We start from the raw sequence: 13,968 nt of genomic DNA on the forward strand, positions 1-13,968 counted from the left end.
AAATTAAACCAAACCTAATTTGCCCCATCAAAATGAGCAAAAATTTAGAAATTGATAACATCGACCTCAAAATCCTTGCGCTACTCTCCGAAGATGCCAAAATTCCTTACACTGAAATTGCCAAAAAAGTATACGTTTCTGGCGGTACTGTGCACGTTCGCATGCGTAAAATGGAAGAAATGGGAATAGTAAGAGGTACTACTCTTAATATGGATTACTCCAAACTGGGGTATGATATCACTGCTTTTTTGGGAATCTACTTAGAGAAAAGTTCTTTATATAATGAAGTAGTGGATGAGTTAAAGAAAGTACCAGAGGTAGTAAAAATTCATTATACTACTGGTAACTATAGTATCTTTATTAAAATCCATTGCCGAGACACCAAGCACCTGAGAGAAGTGCTCCACGACAAAATTCAGAAAATTGACGGTATTGTAAGGACAGAAACGCTTATTTCTCTGGAAGAAAGCCTGAACCGCCATATCCAATTAGGTGAGTAAATAATAAATTTTGAACTGTAACACTGCTTCTTTAAATTCGTTCCAAATAAGTAATTACGCATTCCTAAGCGTTTTTACTAACTTTGTCTGAAATTTATAAGCATGTGAAGGAACGTTTAGCACTACGACATGTTACTCATATGTACGCTATTCGTTAGAATTATTTGTTTACCAATATACCAATATGAGCAAGGACAACCAGATTCTTGAAGAGTTTACCAACTCTGACTATAAATATGGATTTGAATCTAAAATTGAATCGGACTCAGCTCCTAAAGGACTGAATGAAGATATTGTTAGGTTCATTTCTGCTAAAAAAGAAGAACCTGAGTGGTTACTTGAGTGGCGCCTGAAAGCTTATCGCCACTGGCTAACCCTAAAAGAACCTAAATGGCATAATGTACAGTATCCTGAAATTGATTATCAGGACATTATATATTATGCTGCACCTAAACAGAAGGTAAAACCTAAAAGTCTGGATGAAGTTGATCCTGAATTGCTGGACACTTTTAAAAGATTAGGAATTTCTCTTGAAGAACAAAAAAGATTAACTGGTGTAGCAGTAGATGCTGTAATGGACAGCGTATCTGTAGCTACTACCTTTAAAGATAAATTAGCTGATTTGGGGATTATATTCTGCTCTTTTAGTGAAGCAGTACATAACCATCCTGAGTTAATAAAGAAATACATAGGTTCAGTAGTACCTCAGAATGACAACTACTTTGCAGCACTGAATTCCGCAGTATTTAGTGATGGCTCTTTCTGCTATATTCCTAAAGGCGTAAGGTGCCCTATGGAGCTTTCTACCTACTTCCGTATCAATGCGGCTAATACCGGTCAGTTTGAACGTACTTTAATTGTAGCTGAAGAAGGCTCTTATGTGAGTTATCTGGAAGGTTGTACTGCCCCTCAACGTGATGAAAACCAGCTTCATGCAGCGGTTGTTGAAATCTATGCCGCTAAAGACGCAGAAGTAAAGTACTCTACCGTACAGAACTGGTACCCTGGTGACAAAAATGGTAAAGGTGGTATTTACAATTTTGTGACTAAAAGAGGTATTTGTGCAGGCGATAATTCTAAAATATCGTGGACACAGGTAGAAACAGGATCTTCTGTAACCTGGAAGTACCCTAGCTGTATTCTTAAAGGTGACAACTCTATTGGAGAGTTTTACTCTGTAGCTGTTACCAATAACTACCAGCAGGCCGATACCGGTACCAAGATGATTCACATTGGTAAAAATACCCGTAGCCGTATCGTTTCTAAAGGAGTTTCGGCAGGACGTAGCCAAAACAGCTACCGTGGTTTAGTGAAGGTAATGAAACGTGCTGAGAATTCTCGAAACTTCTCGCAGTGCGACTCACTATTGATGGGAGACAAATGCGGAGCGCATACCTTCCCTTATATTGAGTCTGATAATAATACGGCTCAAATTGAACATGAAGCTACTACTTCTAAAATTGGTGAAGATCAGATTTTCTACTGCAACCAGCGAGGCATAGGTGAGGAAGATGCAGTTGCTCTGATTGTAAATGGGTACTGTAAAGAAGTACTAAACCAGCTTCCTATGGAATTTGCCGTTGAAGCGCAGAAATTACTTGCCCTTACTCTTGAAGGAAGCGTAGGCTAATCTTATATATTATAACTTTCTACATACCAATCAGAAGGAGCATATCCTTCTGATTTTCTATATTAAATAAATACTAGTCGGAAGATGCTGAAGATAAATAACCTTAAAGCAAAAATAGAAGATAAAGATATTCTGAAAGGAATTAACCTGGAAGTGAAGCCTGGTGAGGTACATGCTATCATGGGACCTAATGGTTCAGGAAAAAGTACGCTTGCCTCAGTACTTGCAGGACGTGAGGAGTATGAAGTTACCGATGGAAATGTAGAGTACCTGGGCAACGACCTTTTGGATATGGATCCTGAGGAGCGCGCTCGTGAGGGTATTTTTCTGGCTTTTCAATATCCGGTTGAGATCCCCGGAGTAAGTACTACCAATTTTTTGAAAACTGCTATCAACCAGATCCGCCAACATAAAGGGCAAGACCCATTGGATGCAGTATCATTCTTAAAAATGATGAAAGAGAAAATGAAGCTGGTAGAAATTGACCAGTCTTTATTGAGCCGTTCTCTTAATGAAGGATTCTCGGGTGGTGAAAAGAAGAGAAACGAAATATTCCAGATGGCCATGCTTGAGCCTAAACTTTCTATTCTGGATGAGACTGACTCCGGTCTTGATATTGATGCCCTAAGAATTGTGGCAAATGGTGTAAACAAGCTGAAAAACAAAGACAATGCTACTATTGTAGTAACTCACTATCAGCGCCTGCTGGATTACATCATCCCTGACTATGTACACGTGTTGTACAATGGTAGAATCGTGAAGTCTGGTACTAAAGAGCTGGCTATGGAGCTGGAGGAGAAAGGGTACGACTGGATCAAAGAAACTGCCGATAAGGCTACTGCTTAATTTTTTTGAACGCACTAAAGCATAGCAATGAGTCAGGTAACAAAAAGCAACAAAACCGATTTAACCGCTGCCTTTATTGAGCAGTATAGTCTTTTCTCTCAAAAGCTAGCCGACGGAGGCCAATCCGCTTTACGCCAGGCTGCAATTGATAGCTTTGCTGAGCAAGGACTACCTGCTAATAAAGCAGAAGAATATAAATACACACCAATTACCCGTCGTTTAGAGAAGCACTTTAACAGTATTGACCTCACTGTCACTCCGACTCCTGAAATTTCAGCCGAGTTGGAGCAGCAGATTAAAAACCTGATGGTAAATACTGAAGCTAATCAGCTGGTTTTTGTAAACGGACATTTTGTAGAATCTTTATCCACTGTCGTTTCTCCTGCTGAAGAAATCACCATACTACCAATAGAACAGGCTTTAACTGAAGGCAGACAGGGAACAGATACACACTTTGGTCAGCTGGCAAAAATTGAGAGTGACCCTTTTGTCGCTCTAAATACTGCTATGTCCCAACAAGGCATATATATTCATGTGCCAAAAAGCAAAGTTGTAGAAAAGCCAGTGCTCATCTATTTCTTTAGCGATACCGCTGCTGGTAAAGTGGTCACACACACTCGCAACTTCTTTGTAATTGAAGAAAATGCACAGGTGCAGATTGCAGAGACCTTCAAAACGATAGGTTCGGATGTTAGCTACAGCAATGCGGTAAGCGAAATTGTAGTAGAGCAGGCTGCACAGGCATATTATTGTAAGTATGAAGACGAAAGTGAGCAGGCATACCATACCGGAACTACTGAAGTAAGTCAGGAAAAGAACAGCCATTTCCATGGAACTACAGTAGCTCTAAAAGGAAGTATGATTCGTAACAACCTTAATGCAGCCCTAAACGATGAGTATTGTGAATCTCATATGTATGGACTGTATATGCTGGATGGAGAAACTCATGTAGACAACCATACTTCGGTAGACCACAAAAAACCTAATGCTTTTAGTAATGAGCTTTACAAAGGCATTATGGACGGACAATCTAAGGGTGTATTCAATGGAAAAATATTTGTACGTCCTAACGCCCAAAAGACCAATGCTTTTCAGTCTAATGCCAATATCTTACTTACTGACGAGGCTTCTATTGATACTAAGCCCCAGTTAGAGATTTGGGCAGATGATGTAAAATGCTCGCACGGTGCTACCACCGGTCAATTGGATTCAGAACAAATGTTTTATCTCCGGGCGCGTGGTTTGAGCAAAGTTCAGGCTCGTGCTGTACTACTTAAAGCTTTTGCTGGCGACGTTATTCAACATATCAAAATTGATGCGTTACGCGAAGTAATTGAGCAGGTAATCAGCCAGCGTCTGGAAAAAGAGCTATAAAATATGAGCGATCTATCGCCTCAACATACACATACGGCAATGGACCCTACGCTAGACGTAGAGGCCATTCGCCAACAATTTCCTATCCTACATCAAGAAGTTAACGGCAAGCCATTGGTATATTTTGACAATGCTGCCACTACTCAAAAGCCTCAGCGGGTTATTGATGCACTTACGCATTACTATCAATCAGATAATGCTAATATTCACCGGGGAATACATACCCTGGCAGAGCGTGCTACTTCTGCTTTTGAAGAAACCCGTAAATCTTTACAGTCCTTTTTAGGTGCTGCCGAAGCAGAAGAAGTAATATTTACCAAAGGCACAACAGACAGCATTAATCTGGTAGCTCATGCGTATGGCCGAAGCTTTGTTAATGAAGGTGACGAGGTGATCATCTCTGCTATGGAGCACCACTCCAATATCGTTCCCTGGCAGATTTTGTGCGAAGAAAAAGGAGCTACCCTTAAGGTGATTCCAGTAAATGAGCAGGGCGAAATTGAAGTAGAAGAATACCGCAAACTACTTTCTGAAAAAACCAGAATTGTGAGCGTTGTATATGCTTCTAATAGCCTGGGAACTATCAACCCCGTAGAGCAAATTATTGAGTTAGCTCACGAAAAAGGTGCCGTAGTTGTACTGGATGGCGCGCAGGCTTCAGCCCACCTTGAGGTTGATGTGCAAAAACTGAATTGCGACTTCTACGCTTTATCCGCACATAAGATGTATGGCCCTACAGGAGTAGGCGCACTCTATGGAAAAAGAAGGCTGCTGGAAAAAATGACACCTTATCAGGCAGGTGGAGAAATGATAAGCAACGTCACCTTTGAAAAAACTACTTATAATGACATTCCGTACAAGTTTGAGGCGGGCACACCAAATATAGCAGATGTGGTAGCCTTTAAGCAGGCTATAGATTTTGTGCAGGAAGTTGGCAAAAACCATATTCATGCTTATGAGCAGGAGCTGTTAACTTACGCCCATCAGGAACTAGAAAAAATTGAAGGCCTGACGATTATTGGTAAAGCCGCAAACAAGGTAAGTGTCGTTTCTTTCGTAATTGACGATATATTTCATTTTGATCTGGGACAGATGCTGGATGCAAGAGGCGTAGCCATACGTACAGGTCATCATTGCACCCAACCCCTAATGGATCGTTATGGAATTGAAGGAACAGCCAGAGCCTCTTTTTCTGTTTATAATACTAAGGAAGAGATTGATAATATGGTGGAGGGCATTGCCAAAATCGTAAAAATGATGCGCAAATAATATGGCCGATACGATCAACGAAATACAGGACGAAATAATTGATGAGTTTGCCCTTTTGGATGGTGACCAGGAGATGACCAATTTCTATATTATGGAATTAGGTCAGAAACTGCCAGAGCTGGAAGAAGAGTACAAAACTGAAGACAATATCATTAAGGGTTGCCAATCTAAAGTATGGGTGGTACCAGTAGCTGATGGCGAGCGTTTGCAGTTCAAAGCAGACAGTAATTCAGCAATAACCAAAGGTTTAGTAAGTTTGCTGGTTCGTATTTTCAACGACCAAAAGGCTCAGAACATATTGGATGCAGACCTCTATTTTATTGATAAAATTGGCATGAACCGCTTCATTGGCACTCAACGCTCCAATGGCTTTGCAGCAATGATTAAGCAAATTAAGCTATTCGCGCTGGTACAAAAAGACCGAATTGAAGCTACTAAGTAATCATCTTATGAGTACAGAAAAATCATCTAACATAGAAAACCTTAGAGAGAAGGTTGTTAACGCCATCAAAACAGTATACGACCCGGAAATTCCGGTAGATATTTATGAATTGGGACTCATCTACGAGATCAATGTTTATCCGGTAAACAATGCTTACATTTTGATGACATTAACTTCTCCGGCCTGTCCGGCAGCGGAAACAATTCCTGCAGAGGTAGAACAAAAGGTAAAAGCAATTGAGGGCATTAATGATGTAAAAGTAGAACTCACTTTTGACCCTCCTTTTTCTCAGGACATGATGTCTGATGCGGCTAAGCTTGAGCTTGGCTTCATGTAAAATCAATTATATATTATAAAAACATATAGATATGTATCCAGAACAATTAGTTGCACCTATGCGCGAAGACCTGACTTCTGTTGGATTTCAGGAGTTTAAGACCGCAGAAGAGGTAGAGACGCATCTGAATGAACATAAAGGCACTACACTTATGGTTATTAATTCAGTGTGTGGTTGTGCTGCAGGAGCGGCTCGCCCTGGTGTTAAATATGCCATTCAGCATAGCCAGAAGAAACCCGACCACCTGACTACGGTATTTGCCGGAGTTGACAAAGAAGCGGTGGACAAAGCACGCGAGTTCACCCTACCCTATCCACCTTCTTCTCCTTCTATTGCTTTGTTTAAAGATGGTGAGTTGGTACACTTTGTAGAAAGACACCATATTGAGGGGCGTCCTGCAGAAATGATCGCAGAGCACCTCGTACAGGTTTTTGATGAGTATTGCTAAATAAATAGTAATACCTTCACAAAAAAGGCTAAAGGAGAGCGATGCTCTCCTTTTTTATGCTTTGCACTATAAATAATGTCTAGAAAGAAAAGCGAGTTCTAAACTCTTCCATTTCATCCAGCAGCGAATCTTCATCCCAGGAAGGCAGATATTTAAACAACTTAAGGTCTGTATTTACAGATAGTTCTCGCAATCCTAAATGTCGGTTTACAAAGATAAACTCCAGGTCAAAATAGATGGCTTTTACCACATCTACTATGTCCAGAATCTGAAAGTTTTTATCAACCAGATTGTAAGTATCTGAAGGCATATCAGTATGCATAAGAGAAGCTAACACTTCCCCTACACGCTGCACATTGATAAAAGCTCTCCTCTGCTTGCCGTCACCATGAATAGAAATGCGGCGTTTAAAGTTAGCTTCAAACATGAAACGGTTAATCACCGCATCAAATCGCAAGCTCTTATTGTAGCCATAGACATTACCACAACGGATAATGTAGGTAGGTATCTTAGCAAACATACGACGTACATGATCCTCCGCTCTAAGCTTAGAAATACCATAAATCGTTTGTGGGTTGGGCGTAGTGTTTTCGTCTACTAGCTCAGTAGAAGAGCCGTAAACAGAAGTACTACTCAAATATACCAGCTTTTGTACTTTAGGAGCGTCCTCTATTGCATAAACCAGCTCAGCAGTACCCCAGTGGTTGGTCTGCTCGTAAGCATGGCCGTCTGTAGTGGCAAAAGGAGTTACCACTTTTGCTGCCAGATGATAAACCGCATCAGCCTCTTTTACTACAGAGCGTAGCTTACGTGTATCTAGCAGTTCGCCGTGTACAAAGTCTATTTTTAGTTCTCTCTTATCTTTTTTATCTACAAAAGAATGACCTAAAAAGAGGTGGTAGTTATCACGTGATAAGTTATCGTATACAATAATACGAGAAACAGATGGGTCGTTTATTAATTGGGTTACCAATTGGGTACCCACGTATCCGGCCCCACCGGTTACTAAAATAGTCATAGGTTAAGATTTTACCAGGTCAGTATTGAGTCCACATTCAGTTTTGTTCATGCCATACCAGCGTGCTTCGCGCTCCTGCATATCGGGATCAGGCTTTTTGGTACAGGGCTCACATCCTATGCTGGCATAGCCTTGAGCATCAAGGGGGTGGCGAGGTAGGTCGTACTCTCTGATGTAAGCAAATATTTCCTGTATACTCCAGTCTAGCATCGGGTGAAAACGAGTAACATCGTGTGGTGCCGCCTGCTCCACCTTCATAGCCTGACGCACCCGACTTTGGTCGGCACGTATACCATTAATCCAGATATCGTACTCGCGAAGTACCGCATCCATAGGTTGCGTTTTGTTCAGGTAGCAGCAATAGTCAGGGTCCGAAGTAAACAGTAAGTTACCTTCCGCATCTCTCTGCTGATGCTTAGGCACCTGAGGGTTTAGCCGGCTAAGGTTGAGCCCAAAGCGATCAGCCACTTCTTCAGCAAAGGCAACTGATTCAGGAAAATGATAACCAGTATTTAAAAAGAAAATAGGAATATTTTTGTCTACGCGGCTAAGTATATGAAGTAATACAAGGCTGTGGGTCTGGAAAGAGGATGAGGTAAACATGGCTTTGCCCTCCGCTTTATATTTTTCCAGTTGCTGCTTAATCTGTTCAAATTTCACAATATGCTCCTTGGTTGTGTGTCTGAAAATTCAGAAAACTGATAACAAATATATAACTCATAGTTACGAAAAATAAAATCGTGAGTTCAATTAATTTTGCCCGCAGGCAGAGGCTATTATCTTTGTTTGACAAATTTTGAATGCTATGAGTGCTTTCATCAAAGATTTTTTGGAATACAACCAGCAGGCTAACTTACAATTTATTCGCAGCTTTCAGGTAGATGGGTTTGCTGACGAAAGAGGCATTAAGCTTTTTAGCCACATCCTTAACGCCCATCATATCTGGCTTTCAAGGGTACGCGATGTGAGTGCCACTTTTGGGGTGTGGGATATCCATATTGCCAATAGTTTTACGCAATTAAATAAGCAAAATTTTACAGACAGTATTCAGTTACTAAACGAAGAACCCGATTTGAGCAGAATTATCTCCTACAATAATACAAAGGGAGCATCTTTTAAAAACAGCATACAGGATATTCTCTTGCATGTAGTTAATCACTCCAGCTATCATAGAGGGCAAATAGCCTCTATTATTCGGGAAAAAGGCTTTACAGCTCCTGTATCTGATTATATTTACTATAAAAGAGACACATTATAACATGAGAACATTTTTATCCGAATACAAAACGGACTACTCCTCCTATACTTTTTCATATGCTGCCTATTGTGTAAAAGAAGCTCAGGAAGAGCTGCCTCAAATTTACGATCAGGGCTTTCTCCCTTATACAGGTAACACCTCTCTTGCTGACGACACTTTTTATATGGCCCGGAGCCTACGCATAAACTTACAAAATTTCAAAAGCAGCTCCGAAAACCGTAGAGTTGATCGTAAAATAGAGCCTTTGGCTATACAAATGGAGGTTTATAAAAAAGAGGATTTTAACCTGAATAACGAATCTTTTAGAGAATTTTGCTCCAGCTATGCCGAAGAGCGTTTCTCTGGTGGCTCTATGGAGGCAGCACGTTTACAATATGTGCTGGATAGAGAAATGCTTACCCATATCTTTAAGTTTTACAACGAAGATCAGGAATTTGGTTATGTTTTCGTAGTGATGGAGGGTGATATGCTGCATTATTGGTTCTCTTTTTATGATACTGAATACATGCGCTCACACTCTTTAGGTAAATGGATGATGTGGAAAGTCATTGACTGGGCGCATGAACAGGAACTTGCCCATGTATATATAGGAACCTGCTATAAAGAGCGCTCTCTCTACAAAGTAAGAGACCACAAAGGTGCCGAGTTCTTTGATGGTAGCAAGTGGAACAGTGATATTAGCTTACTAAAAACGCTTTGTAAAAGCGACGAGGAGGAGAAAGATAAAGACCTATTTAAAAGCAAACCAGAGATATATCAATAACAAAAAAGGACAGCCATATGACTGTCCTTTGTACTTAATGTTCAGTTGCTTATCAATCAGCTTCCGAAAAGCTTGGTTAAAATTCCTTTTTTCAAAGGTTTGGCAGAGAAACCTGCCAGATTAATAATGTCTACGACATCTTTGGGTTCTAGTGATTCCTTACCCATCACACTTAGCACCTTGTCTTCGTGTTGTGTATCCACCTCCCACTGTAAAATGTCCTGAGAATTGTCTAGATACGAAGCAACAGTTTCTACACAACCGCCACAATTGATGTTTGTCTTAAACTTATAGGTTTTCATAAGCATATTCTTTCTATATAAAGAATTACAAGTATAGAGAATAGAATCTGAACAATAATAGTTCCTTAGTTAAAACTTATCCTTACAAATCATTCTTAGCCCTTCATTAGTAGGTAAACAGGCTTATATTTGTGCTATGAAAAAAATGATCCGTTGGGCCATTAGATATGTACCTCGCAAGTATTTACAGCTCTTTGGGCAGCAACTTTTAAACATTATAGCGTTTTTTTATCGGGGAAACAACGTTCAGTGCCCTGTAGATGGTAAAAAGTACAGCAAGTTTTTGCCTTATGGGAGGATAGAAACCCGCTCCAACGCCCTATGCCCCAGCTCTTTAACCCTGGAAAGACATCGCCTGATGTGGCTGTATTTAAAAAATAAAACAGATTTTTTTACCGCACAGCACAAAGTCTTACATGTAGCTCCGGAAATTTGTTTTATACATCGTTTTGAAGAGATGCCCAACCTGGACTATACTACGGCTGACCTGGAATCTCCCTGGGCTAAAGTTAAAATGGATCTACATAATGTACCTTTTGCTGATAATTCGTTTGATGTTGTTTTCTGTAATCATGTGATGGAGCACGTAGAAAACGACATACAATGTATGCAGGAACTCTACAGGGTGCTAAAGCCCGGAGGCTGGGCTATCATACAATCTCCTGTGTATAATTTCGCCCATACCAAAGAAGATCCAAGCATTACTGACCCTGTGGAGCGTGAGAAAGCATTTGGCCAGCGAGACCATGTGCGTATGTATGGTCAGGACTATGGCGACCGACTGCGAAAAGCCGGATTTACGGTAACCGAAGACGATTATGTGAAGCAGCTACCTCCAGAAAAAGTAAAATGGTATGCACTTATGGATAGTGAAATCATTTATTTCTGCCAAAAAACTACCGCCAAACAATTTGACGGCAACAAAGAGCAGGCTGCCGAAACATTATAACAAGACGAAAACCTGAGAAATCTATGAAAGTACTTATACTTGCCGGAGGATTTGGCACCAGACTTAGCGAAGAAACCCACCTAATCCCCAAACCTATGGTGGAGATTGGTGGACGCCCCATCTTATGGCATATCATGAAAATATACTCCAGCTATGGTTTTAATGACTTCGTAATTTTGCTGGGCTATAAGGGCTATGTTATTAAAGAATACTTCGCCAACTACTTTCTTCACCAGAACGATGTTACGATAGACATTGCTAATAATAAAATTGAAACCCACAGCAGCAATAATGAGGAGCCATGGAAAGTAACACTAGTCAATACTGGCCTCAATACCATGACTGGAGGGCGACTAAAGCGCGCTCTCCCCTATCTCAACGACGAGCCTTTTATGTTTACCTATGGTGATGGTGTAAGCAATGTAGATATTGGCGCGCTGGTAGATTTTCATAAAAATCATGATAAGCTCATTACCATGACAGCCGTGCAACCGGAAGGTAGATTTGGTGCCATGAAAATTGGAGACGATATGGCTGTAAGCAGTTTTGAAGAAAAGCCGGAAGGCGAAGGTGGCTGGATCAACGGTGGCTTTTTTGTATGCCAACCCAAAGTGCTGGATTATATAAAGGGAGATGAAATTATGTTTGAGAGAGAACCCTTGAACATGTTGGTACGTGACAGACAACTGGTAGCCTACAAACACAAGGGATTCTGGCAATGTATGGATACCTTGCGCGATAAACGAACGCTGGAAAGTATGTGGGAAGAGGAAAATCCTCGTTGGAAAATCTGGTAAAAGAAACTTTTTAATATGAGTAAAAACCTATTGATCACCGGAGGACTTGGCAACCTCGGAAGCTGGTTGACAGACTATTTTTGTAGAAATACGGATATGAATGTGCACGTGCTCGCCAGCCGTAAACGCCCTATACTCAAAGAGCTAAACTTTACATTTATAGCCTGCGACATCTCCGATGCGGACTCATGTCAGCAGCAGCTTAGTCCCTATCATTTTGATTATGTCATTCATACAGCTAGTATAAACGACTTTTTTAAAGATAATTTTGCCAAAGATGCGCTAATGGTGAATGCATTGGGTACCCGTAATCTTTTGGACTACTTCAAAGACAAGCAGCTGGATAACTTTGTGTATTTCTCCACCTTCCAGGTGTATGGGCAACGTAGTGGGTTAATTACTGAAGAAACTGCTACTGTACCCAAAAACGATTACGGCACTACTCACCTGTTTGCTGAGTACTACCTTAAGCAGTTTCATAGTACGCATCACATTCCTTACACTACTTTCAGGCTTACAAATAGCTACGGCTGTCCTAAAGATCATGAATCGTCTAAGTGGTACCTAATATTGAATGATTTATCGCGTATGGCAGCAGAAGATAAAAAGATTGTGCTCAAATCTAATGGTAAAGCTACTCGCGATTTTATATGGATGGGCAATGTATGCCAGATTGTAGATGAAGCCCTAAAAAGGCCTGCCCCCCACAATACATTCAATATCGCTGGAGAGCAGACTTACACCATGCTGGATATCGCTCAGTATGTACAGGAAGCCTATCAGGAGATGTACGGAGAGCTATTGCCTATACAAACCAATGAGGCAGATACTACTGTCTACCCCGACGATCTTAAGGTAAGTGCAGAAAAACTCCAAAGCTGCTACGAGTATGAAGTGGAAGTTCGCTTTAAAGAAGAAGCCAAAAATATTTTTAAAATGCTTGAGCAAAAATAGGTATCCTAGAGCTTATTGTATAAAAATCGCTCAAACCATCAACTTACAATCAACAACAAATTACCCATGAAAATATTTGTTACCGGACATAATGGTTACATAGGCGCCCACCTGATAGGCCTGCTCAAAGCAAAAGGCTACGAAGTCAGTGGCTGCGATATCAATCTCTATGAGGGTTGTGCCTGGGAGGATTACAAAAAACCAGATCATGAGCTTATCAAAGATGTCAGGGAAATAAGTGAAGAAGACCTGAAGGGGCATGATGCTGTGATGCATCTGGCAGCCCTCTCAAACGACCCTATGGGGGATATTAATGAGGAGCTTACTTATCAGATTAACCTGGAAGGTAGTGTAAGACTGGCCGAGCTTGCGAAAAAAGCGGGCGTAAGTCGCTTTCTTTTTGCCAGCAGCTGCTCTATTTATGGTAAAGGGGCTAAACTGGATATGGATGAGAACGATCCGGTTAATCCACTTACTGCTTATGCTACCTCAAAAATTGAGTCTGAAAAGAGAATTGGAGCTTTGGCTGATGAACACTTCTCTCCTGTCTTTTTGCGTAATGCTACAGCCTACGGCTACTCTCCTATGCTACGCATAGATTTGGTTGTCAACAATCTTCTGGCATGTGCAGTATCAAAAGGAAATATCGCTATCAAAAGTGATGGTTCTCCCTGGAGGCCACTGATACATTGCAAAGACATTGCGCATGCTTTTGTGGCGCTGGCAGAAGCCCCACAAGACAAAATGCATAACAAGATTATTAACATCGGAGCAAATAGCGAAAACTACCAGGTAAGAGATGTAGCGGACCAGGTACAAAAGCTATTGCCCGAAGCAGAAATTGTGTATACCGGCGAAGTTGGAGAAGACCCTCGTAACTATAAGGTAAATTTTGACTTGCTTTACTCTCTACTACCCGATTTTAAGCTGGAGTATGACCTTAAAAAAGGAATGCAGGAACTATACGATAAACTTTTGGAACATAAATTCTCAGCAGATGATTTTGATGGAGACCAGTTTGTGAGACTGAGAACTTTGGCAAAACGCTTGAACCTAATTCAATCTTCATAAAGCAGACATC

General features: G+C 40.9%; 17 protein-coding genes. 14 read left to right on the forward strand and 3 right to left on the reverse strand.

What is annotated here, in order from left to right; translation table 11 throughout:
- Positions 1–32 precede the first annotated feature (32 nt).
- The 8 genes from PZB74_RS00310 (at position 33) to PZB74_RS00345 (ending at position 6,846) form a co-directional block, all read left to right on the forward strand.
- Positions 33–500, forward strand: coding sequence for an Lrp/AsnC ligand binding domain-containing protein (locus PZB74_RS00310; RefSeq protein ID WP_302239825.1), 468 nt, complete (start codon positions 33–35; stop codon positions 498–500).
- A 184-nt stretch (positions 501–684) separates the two neighbouring features.
- A complete protein-coding gene (gene sufB, locus PZB74_RS00315) occupies positions 685–2,130 on the forward strand; it encodes a Fe-S cluster assembly protein SufB (RefSeq protein ID WP_302239826.1) in 1,446 nt (481 codons plus the stop codon).
- Between the two features lie 84 nt (positions 2,131–2,214).
- Complete coding sequence (sufC, locus tag PZB74_RS00320) at positions 2,215–2,976, forward strand: Fe-S cluster assembly ATPase SufC (RefSeq protein ID WP_302239828.1); 762 nt, start codon at positions 2,215–2,217, stop codon at positions 2,974–2,976.
- A 27-nt stretch (positions 2,977–3,003) separates the two neighbouring features.
- The gene (gene sufD / locus PZB74_RS00325) at positions 3,004–4,350 is read left to right on the forward strand and encodes a Fe-S cluster assembly protein SufD (RefSeq protein WP_302239829.1); all 1,347 of its coding nucleotides are present in this window, start codon (positions 3,004–3,006) and stop codon (positions 4,348–4,350) included.
- 3 nt (positions 4,351–4,353) lie between these two features.
- On the forward strand, positions 4,354–5,619 hold the full coding sequence (locus PZB74_RS00330; protein WP_302239831.1) for an aminotransferase class V-fold PLP-dependent enzyme: 1,266 nt from the start codon (positions 4,354–4,356) through the stop codon (positions 5,617–5,619).
- 1 nt (position 5,620) lies between these two features.
- Positions 5,621–6,061, forward strand: coding sequence for a SufE family protein (locus PZB74_RS00335; protein ID WP_302239832.1), 441 nt, complete (start codon positions 5,621–5,623; stop codon positions 6,059–6,061).
- A gap of 7 nt (positions 6,062–6,068) precedes the next feature.
- Positions 6,069–6,398, forward strand: a complete 330-nt coding sequence (locus PZB74_RS00340) for an SUF system Fe-S cluster assembly protein (protein WP_302239833.1) — start codon at positions 6,069–6,071, stop codon at positions 6,396–6,398.
- Between the two features lie 31 nt (positions 6,399–6,429).
- Positions 6,430–6,846: a BrxA/BrxB family bacilliredoxin gene (locus PZB74_RS00345; protein WP_302239835.1), complete on the forward strand. Its 417-nt coding sequence runs from the start codon at positions 6,430–6,432 to the stop codon at positions 6,844–6,846.
- Positions 6,847–6,925: 79 nt separating this feature from the next.
- Here the strand turns inward: PZB74_RS00345 and PZB74_RS00350 are convergent, their stop codons facing one another.
- Both PZB74_RS00350 and PZB74_RS00355 read right to left on the reverse strand, forming a co-directional pair.
- Complete coding sequence (locus tag PZB74_RS00350; RefSeq protein ID WP_302239836.1) at positions 6,926–7,864, reverse strand: NAD-dependent epimerase/dehydratase family protein; 939 nt, start codon at positions 7,862–7,864, stop codon at positions 6,926–6,928.
- A 3-nt stretch (positions 7,865–7,867) separates the two neighbouring features.
- On the reverse strand, positions 7,868–8,524 hold the full coding sequence (locus PZB74_RS00355) for a phosphoadenylyl-sulfate reductase (protein WP_302239837.1): 657 nt from the start codon (positions 8,522–8,524) through the stop codon (positions 7,868–7,870).
- Between the two features lie 145 nt (positions 8,525–8,669).
- Between PZB74_RS00355 and PZB74_RS00360 the strand changes: the two genes are divergently transcribed.
- The gene (locus PZB74_RS00360; RefSeq protein ID WP_302239838.1) at positions 8,670–9,122 is read left to right on the forward strand and encodes a DinB family protein; all 453 of its coding nucleotides are present in this window, start codon (positions 8,670–8,672) and stop codon (positions 9,120–9,122) included.
- A 1-nt stretch (position 9,123) separates the two neighbouring features.
- Positions 9,124–9,885, forward strand: a complete 762-nt coding sequence (locus PZB74_RS00365; RefSeq protein ID WP_302239840.1) for a GNAT family N-acetyltransferase — start codon at positions 9,124–9,126, stop codon at positions 9,883–9,885.
- Positions 9,886–9,941: 56 nt separating this feature from the next.
- On the opposite strand, the gene PZB74_RS00370 is transcribed toward PZB74_RS00365, so the two are convergent.
- Positions 9,942–10,187, reverse strand: a complete 246-nt coding sequence (locus PZB74_RS00370) for a heavy-metal-associated domain-containing protein (RefSeq protein ID WP_302239841.1) — start codon at positions 10,185–10,187, stop codon at positions 9,942–9,944.
- Positions 10,188–10,323: 136 nt separating this feature from the next.
- Between PZB74_RS00370 and PZB74_RS00375 the strand changes: the two genes are divergently transcribed.
- The 4 genes from PZB74_RS00375 (at position 10,324) to PZB74_RS00390 (ending at position 13,958) form a co-directional block, all read left to right on the forward strand.
- Positions 10,324–11,136 (forward strand): class I SAM-dependent methyltransferase, encoded by an 813-nt coding sequence (locus PZB74_RS00375; RefSeq protein WP_302239843.1) that lies wholly within the window; start codon positions 10,324–10,326, stop codon positions 11,134–11,136.
- A 23-nt stretch (positions 11,137–11,159) separates the two neighbouring features.
- Positions 11,160–11,933: a glucose-1-phosphate cytidylyltransferase gene (gene rfbF, locus PZB74_RS00380; protein WP_302239844.1), complete on the forward strand. Its 774-nt coding sequence runs from the start codon at positions 11,160–11,162 to the stop codon at positions 11,931–11,933.
- A gap of 15 nt (positions 11,934–11,948) precedes the next feature.
- Positions 11,949–12,887 (forward strand): NAD-dependent epimerase/dehydratase family protein, encoded by a 939-nt coding sequence (locus tag PZB74_RS00385; protein WP_302239845.1) that lies wholly within the window; start codon positions 11,949–11,951, stop codon positions 12,885–12,887.
- A gap of 66 nt (positions 12,888–12,953) precedes the next feature.
- The gene (locus PZB74_RS00390) at positions 12,954–13,958 is read left to right on the forward strand and encodes an NAD-dependent epimerase/dehydratase family protein (protein WP_302239847.1); all 1,005 of its coding nucleotides are present in this window, start codon (positions 12,954–12,956) and stop codon (positions 13,956–13,958) included.
- Positions 13,959–13,968: the final 10 nt, after the last annotated feature.

Source organism: Porifericola rhodea (assembly GCF_030506305.1).
Classification (GTDB): Bacteria; Bacteroidota; Bacteroidia; order Cytophagales; family Cyclobacteriaceae; genus Catalinimonas; species Catalinimonas rhodea.

Excerpts from the sequence above, each read along its gene's own strand:
- PZB74_RS00390 (WP_302239847.1), top strand. The coding sequence starts at position 12,954 with ATGAAAATATTTGTTACCGGACATAATGGTTACATAGGCGCCCACCTG.
- PZB74_RS00370 (WP_302239841.1), bottom strand. The coding sequence starts at position 10,187 with ATGAAAACCTATAAGTTTAAGACAAACATCAATTGTGGCGGTTGTGTA.
- PZB74_RS00310 (WP_302239825.1), top strand. The coding sequence starts at position 33 with ATGAGCAAAAATTTAGAAATTGATAACATCGACCTCAAAATCCTTGCG.
- PZB74_RS00375 (WP_302239843.1), top strand. The coding sequence starts at position 10,324 with ATGAAAAAAATGATCCGTTGGGCCATTAGATATGTACCTCGCAAGTAT.
- PZB74_RS00350 (WP_302239836.1), bottom strand. The coding sequence starts at position 7,864 with ATGACTATTTTAGTAACCGGTGGGGCCGGATACGTGGGTACCCAATTG.
- sufB (WP_302239826.1), top strand. The coding sequence starts at position 685 with ATGAGCAAGGACAACCAGATTCTTGAAGAGTTTACCAACTCTGACTAT.
- PZB74_RS00385 (WP_302239845.1), top strand. The coding sequence starts at position 11,949 with ATGAGTAAAAACCTATTGATCACCGGAGGACTTGGCAACCTCGGAAGC.
- PZB74_RS00360 (WP_302239838.1), top strand. The coding sequence starts at position 8,670 with ATGAGTGCTTTCATCAAAGATTTTTTGGAATACAACCAGCAGGCTAAC.
- sufC (WP_302239828.1), top strand. The coding sequence starts at position 2,215 with ATGCTGAAGATAAATAACCTTAAAGCAAAAATAGAAGATAAAGATATT.
- rfbF (WP_302239844.1), top strand. The coding sequence starts at position 11,160 with ATGAAAGTACTTATACTTGCCGGAGGATTTGGCACCAGACTTAGCGAA.
- PZB74_RS00340 (WP_302239833.1), top strand. The coding sequence starts at position 6,069 with ATGAGTACAGAAAAATCATCTAACATAGAAAACCTTAGAGAGAAGGTT.
- PZB74_RS00335 (WP_302239832.1), top strand. The coding sequence starts at position 5,621 with ATGGCCGATACGATCAACGAAATACAGGACGAAATAATTGATGAGTTT.
- PZB74_RS00365 (WP_302239840.1), top strand. The coding sequence starts at position 9,124 with ATGAGAACATTTTTATCCGAATACAAAACGGACTACTCCTCCTATACT.
- PZB74_RS00330 (WP_302239831.1), top strand. The coding sequence starts at position 4,354 with ATGAGCGATCTATCGCCTCAACATACACATACGGCAATGGACCCTACG.
- sufD (WP_302239829.1), top strand. The coding sequence starts at position 3,004 with ATGAGTCAGGTAACAAAAAGCAACAAAACCGATTTAACCGCTGCCTTT.
- PZB74_RS00345 (WP_302239835.1), top strand. The coding sequence starts at position 6,430 with ATGTATCCAGAACAATTAGTTGCACCTATGCGCGAAGACCTGACTTCT.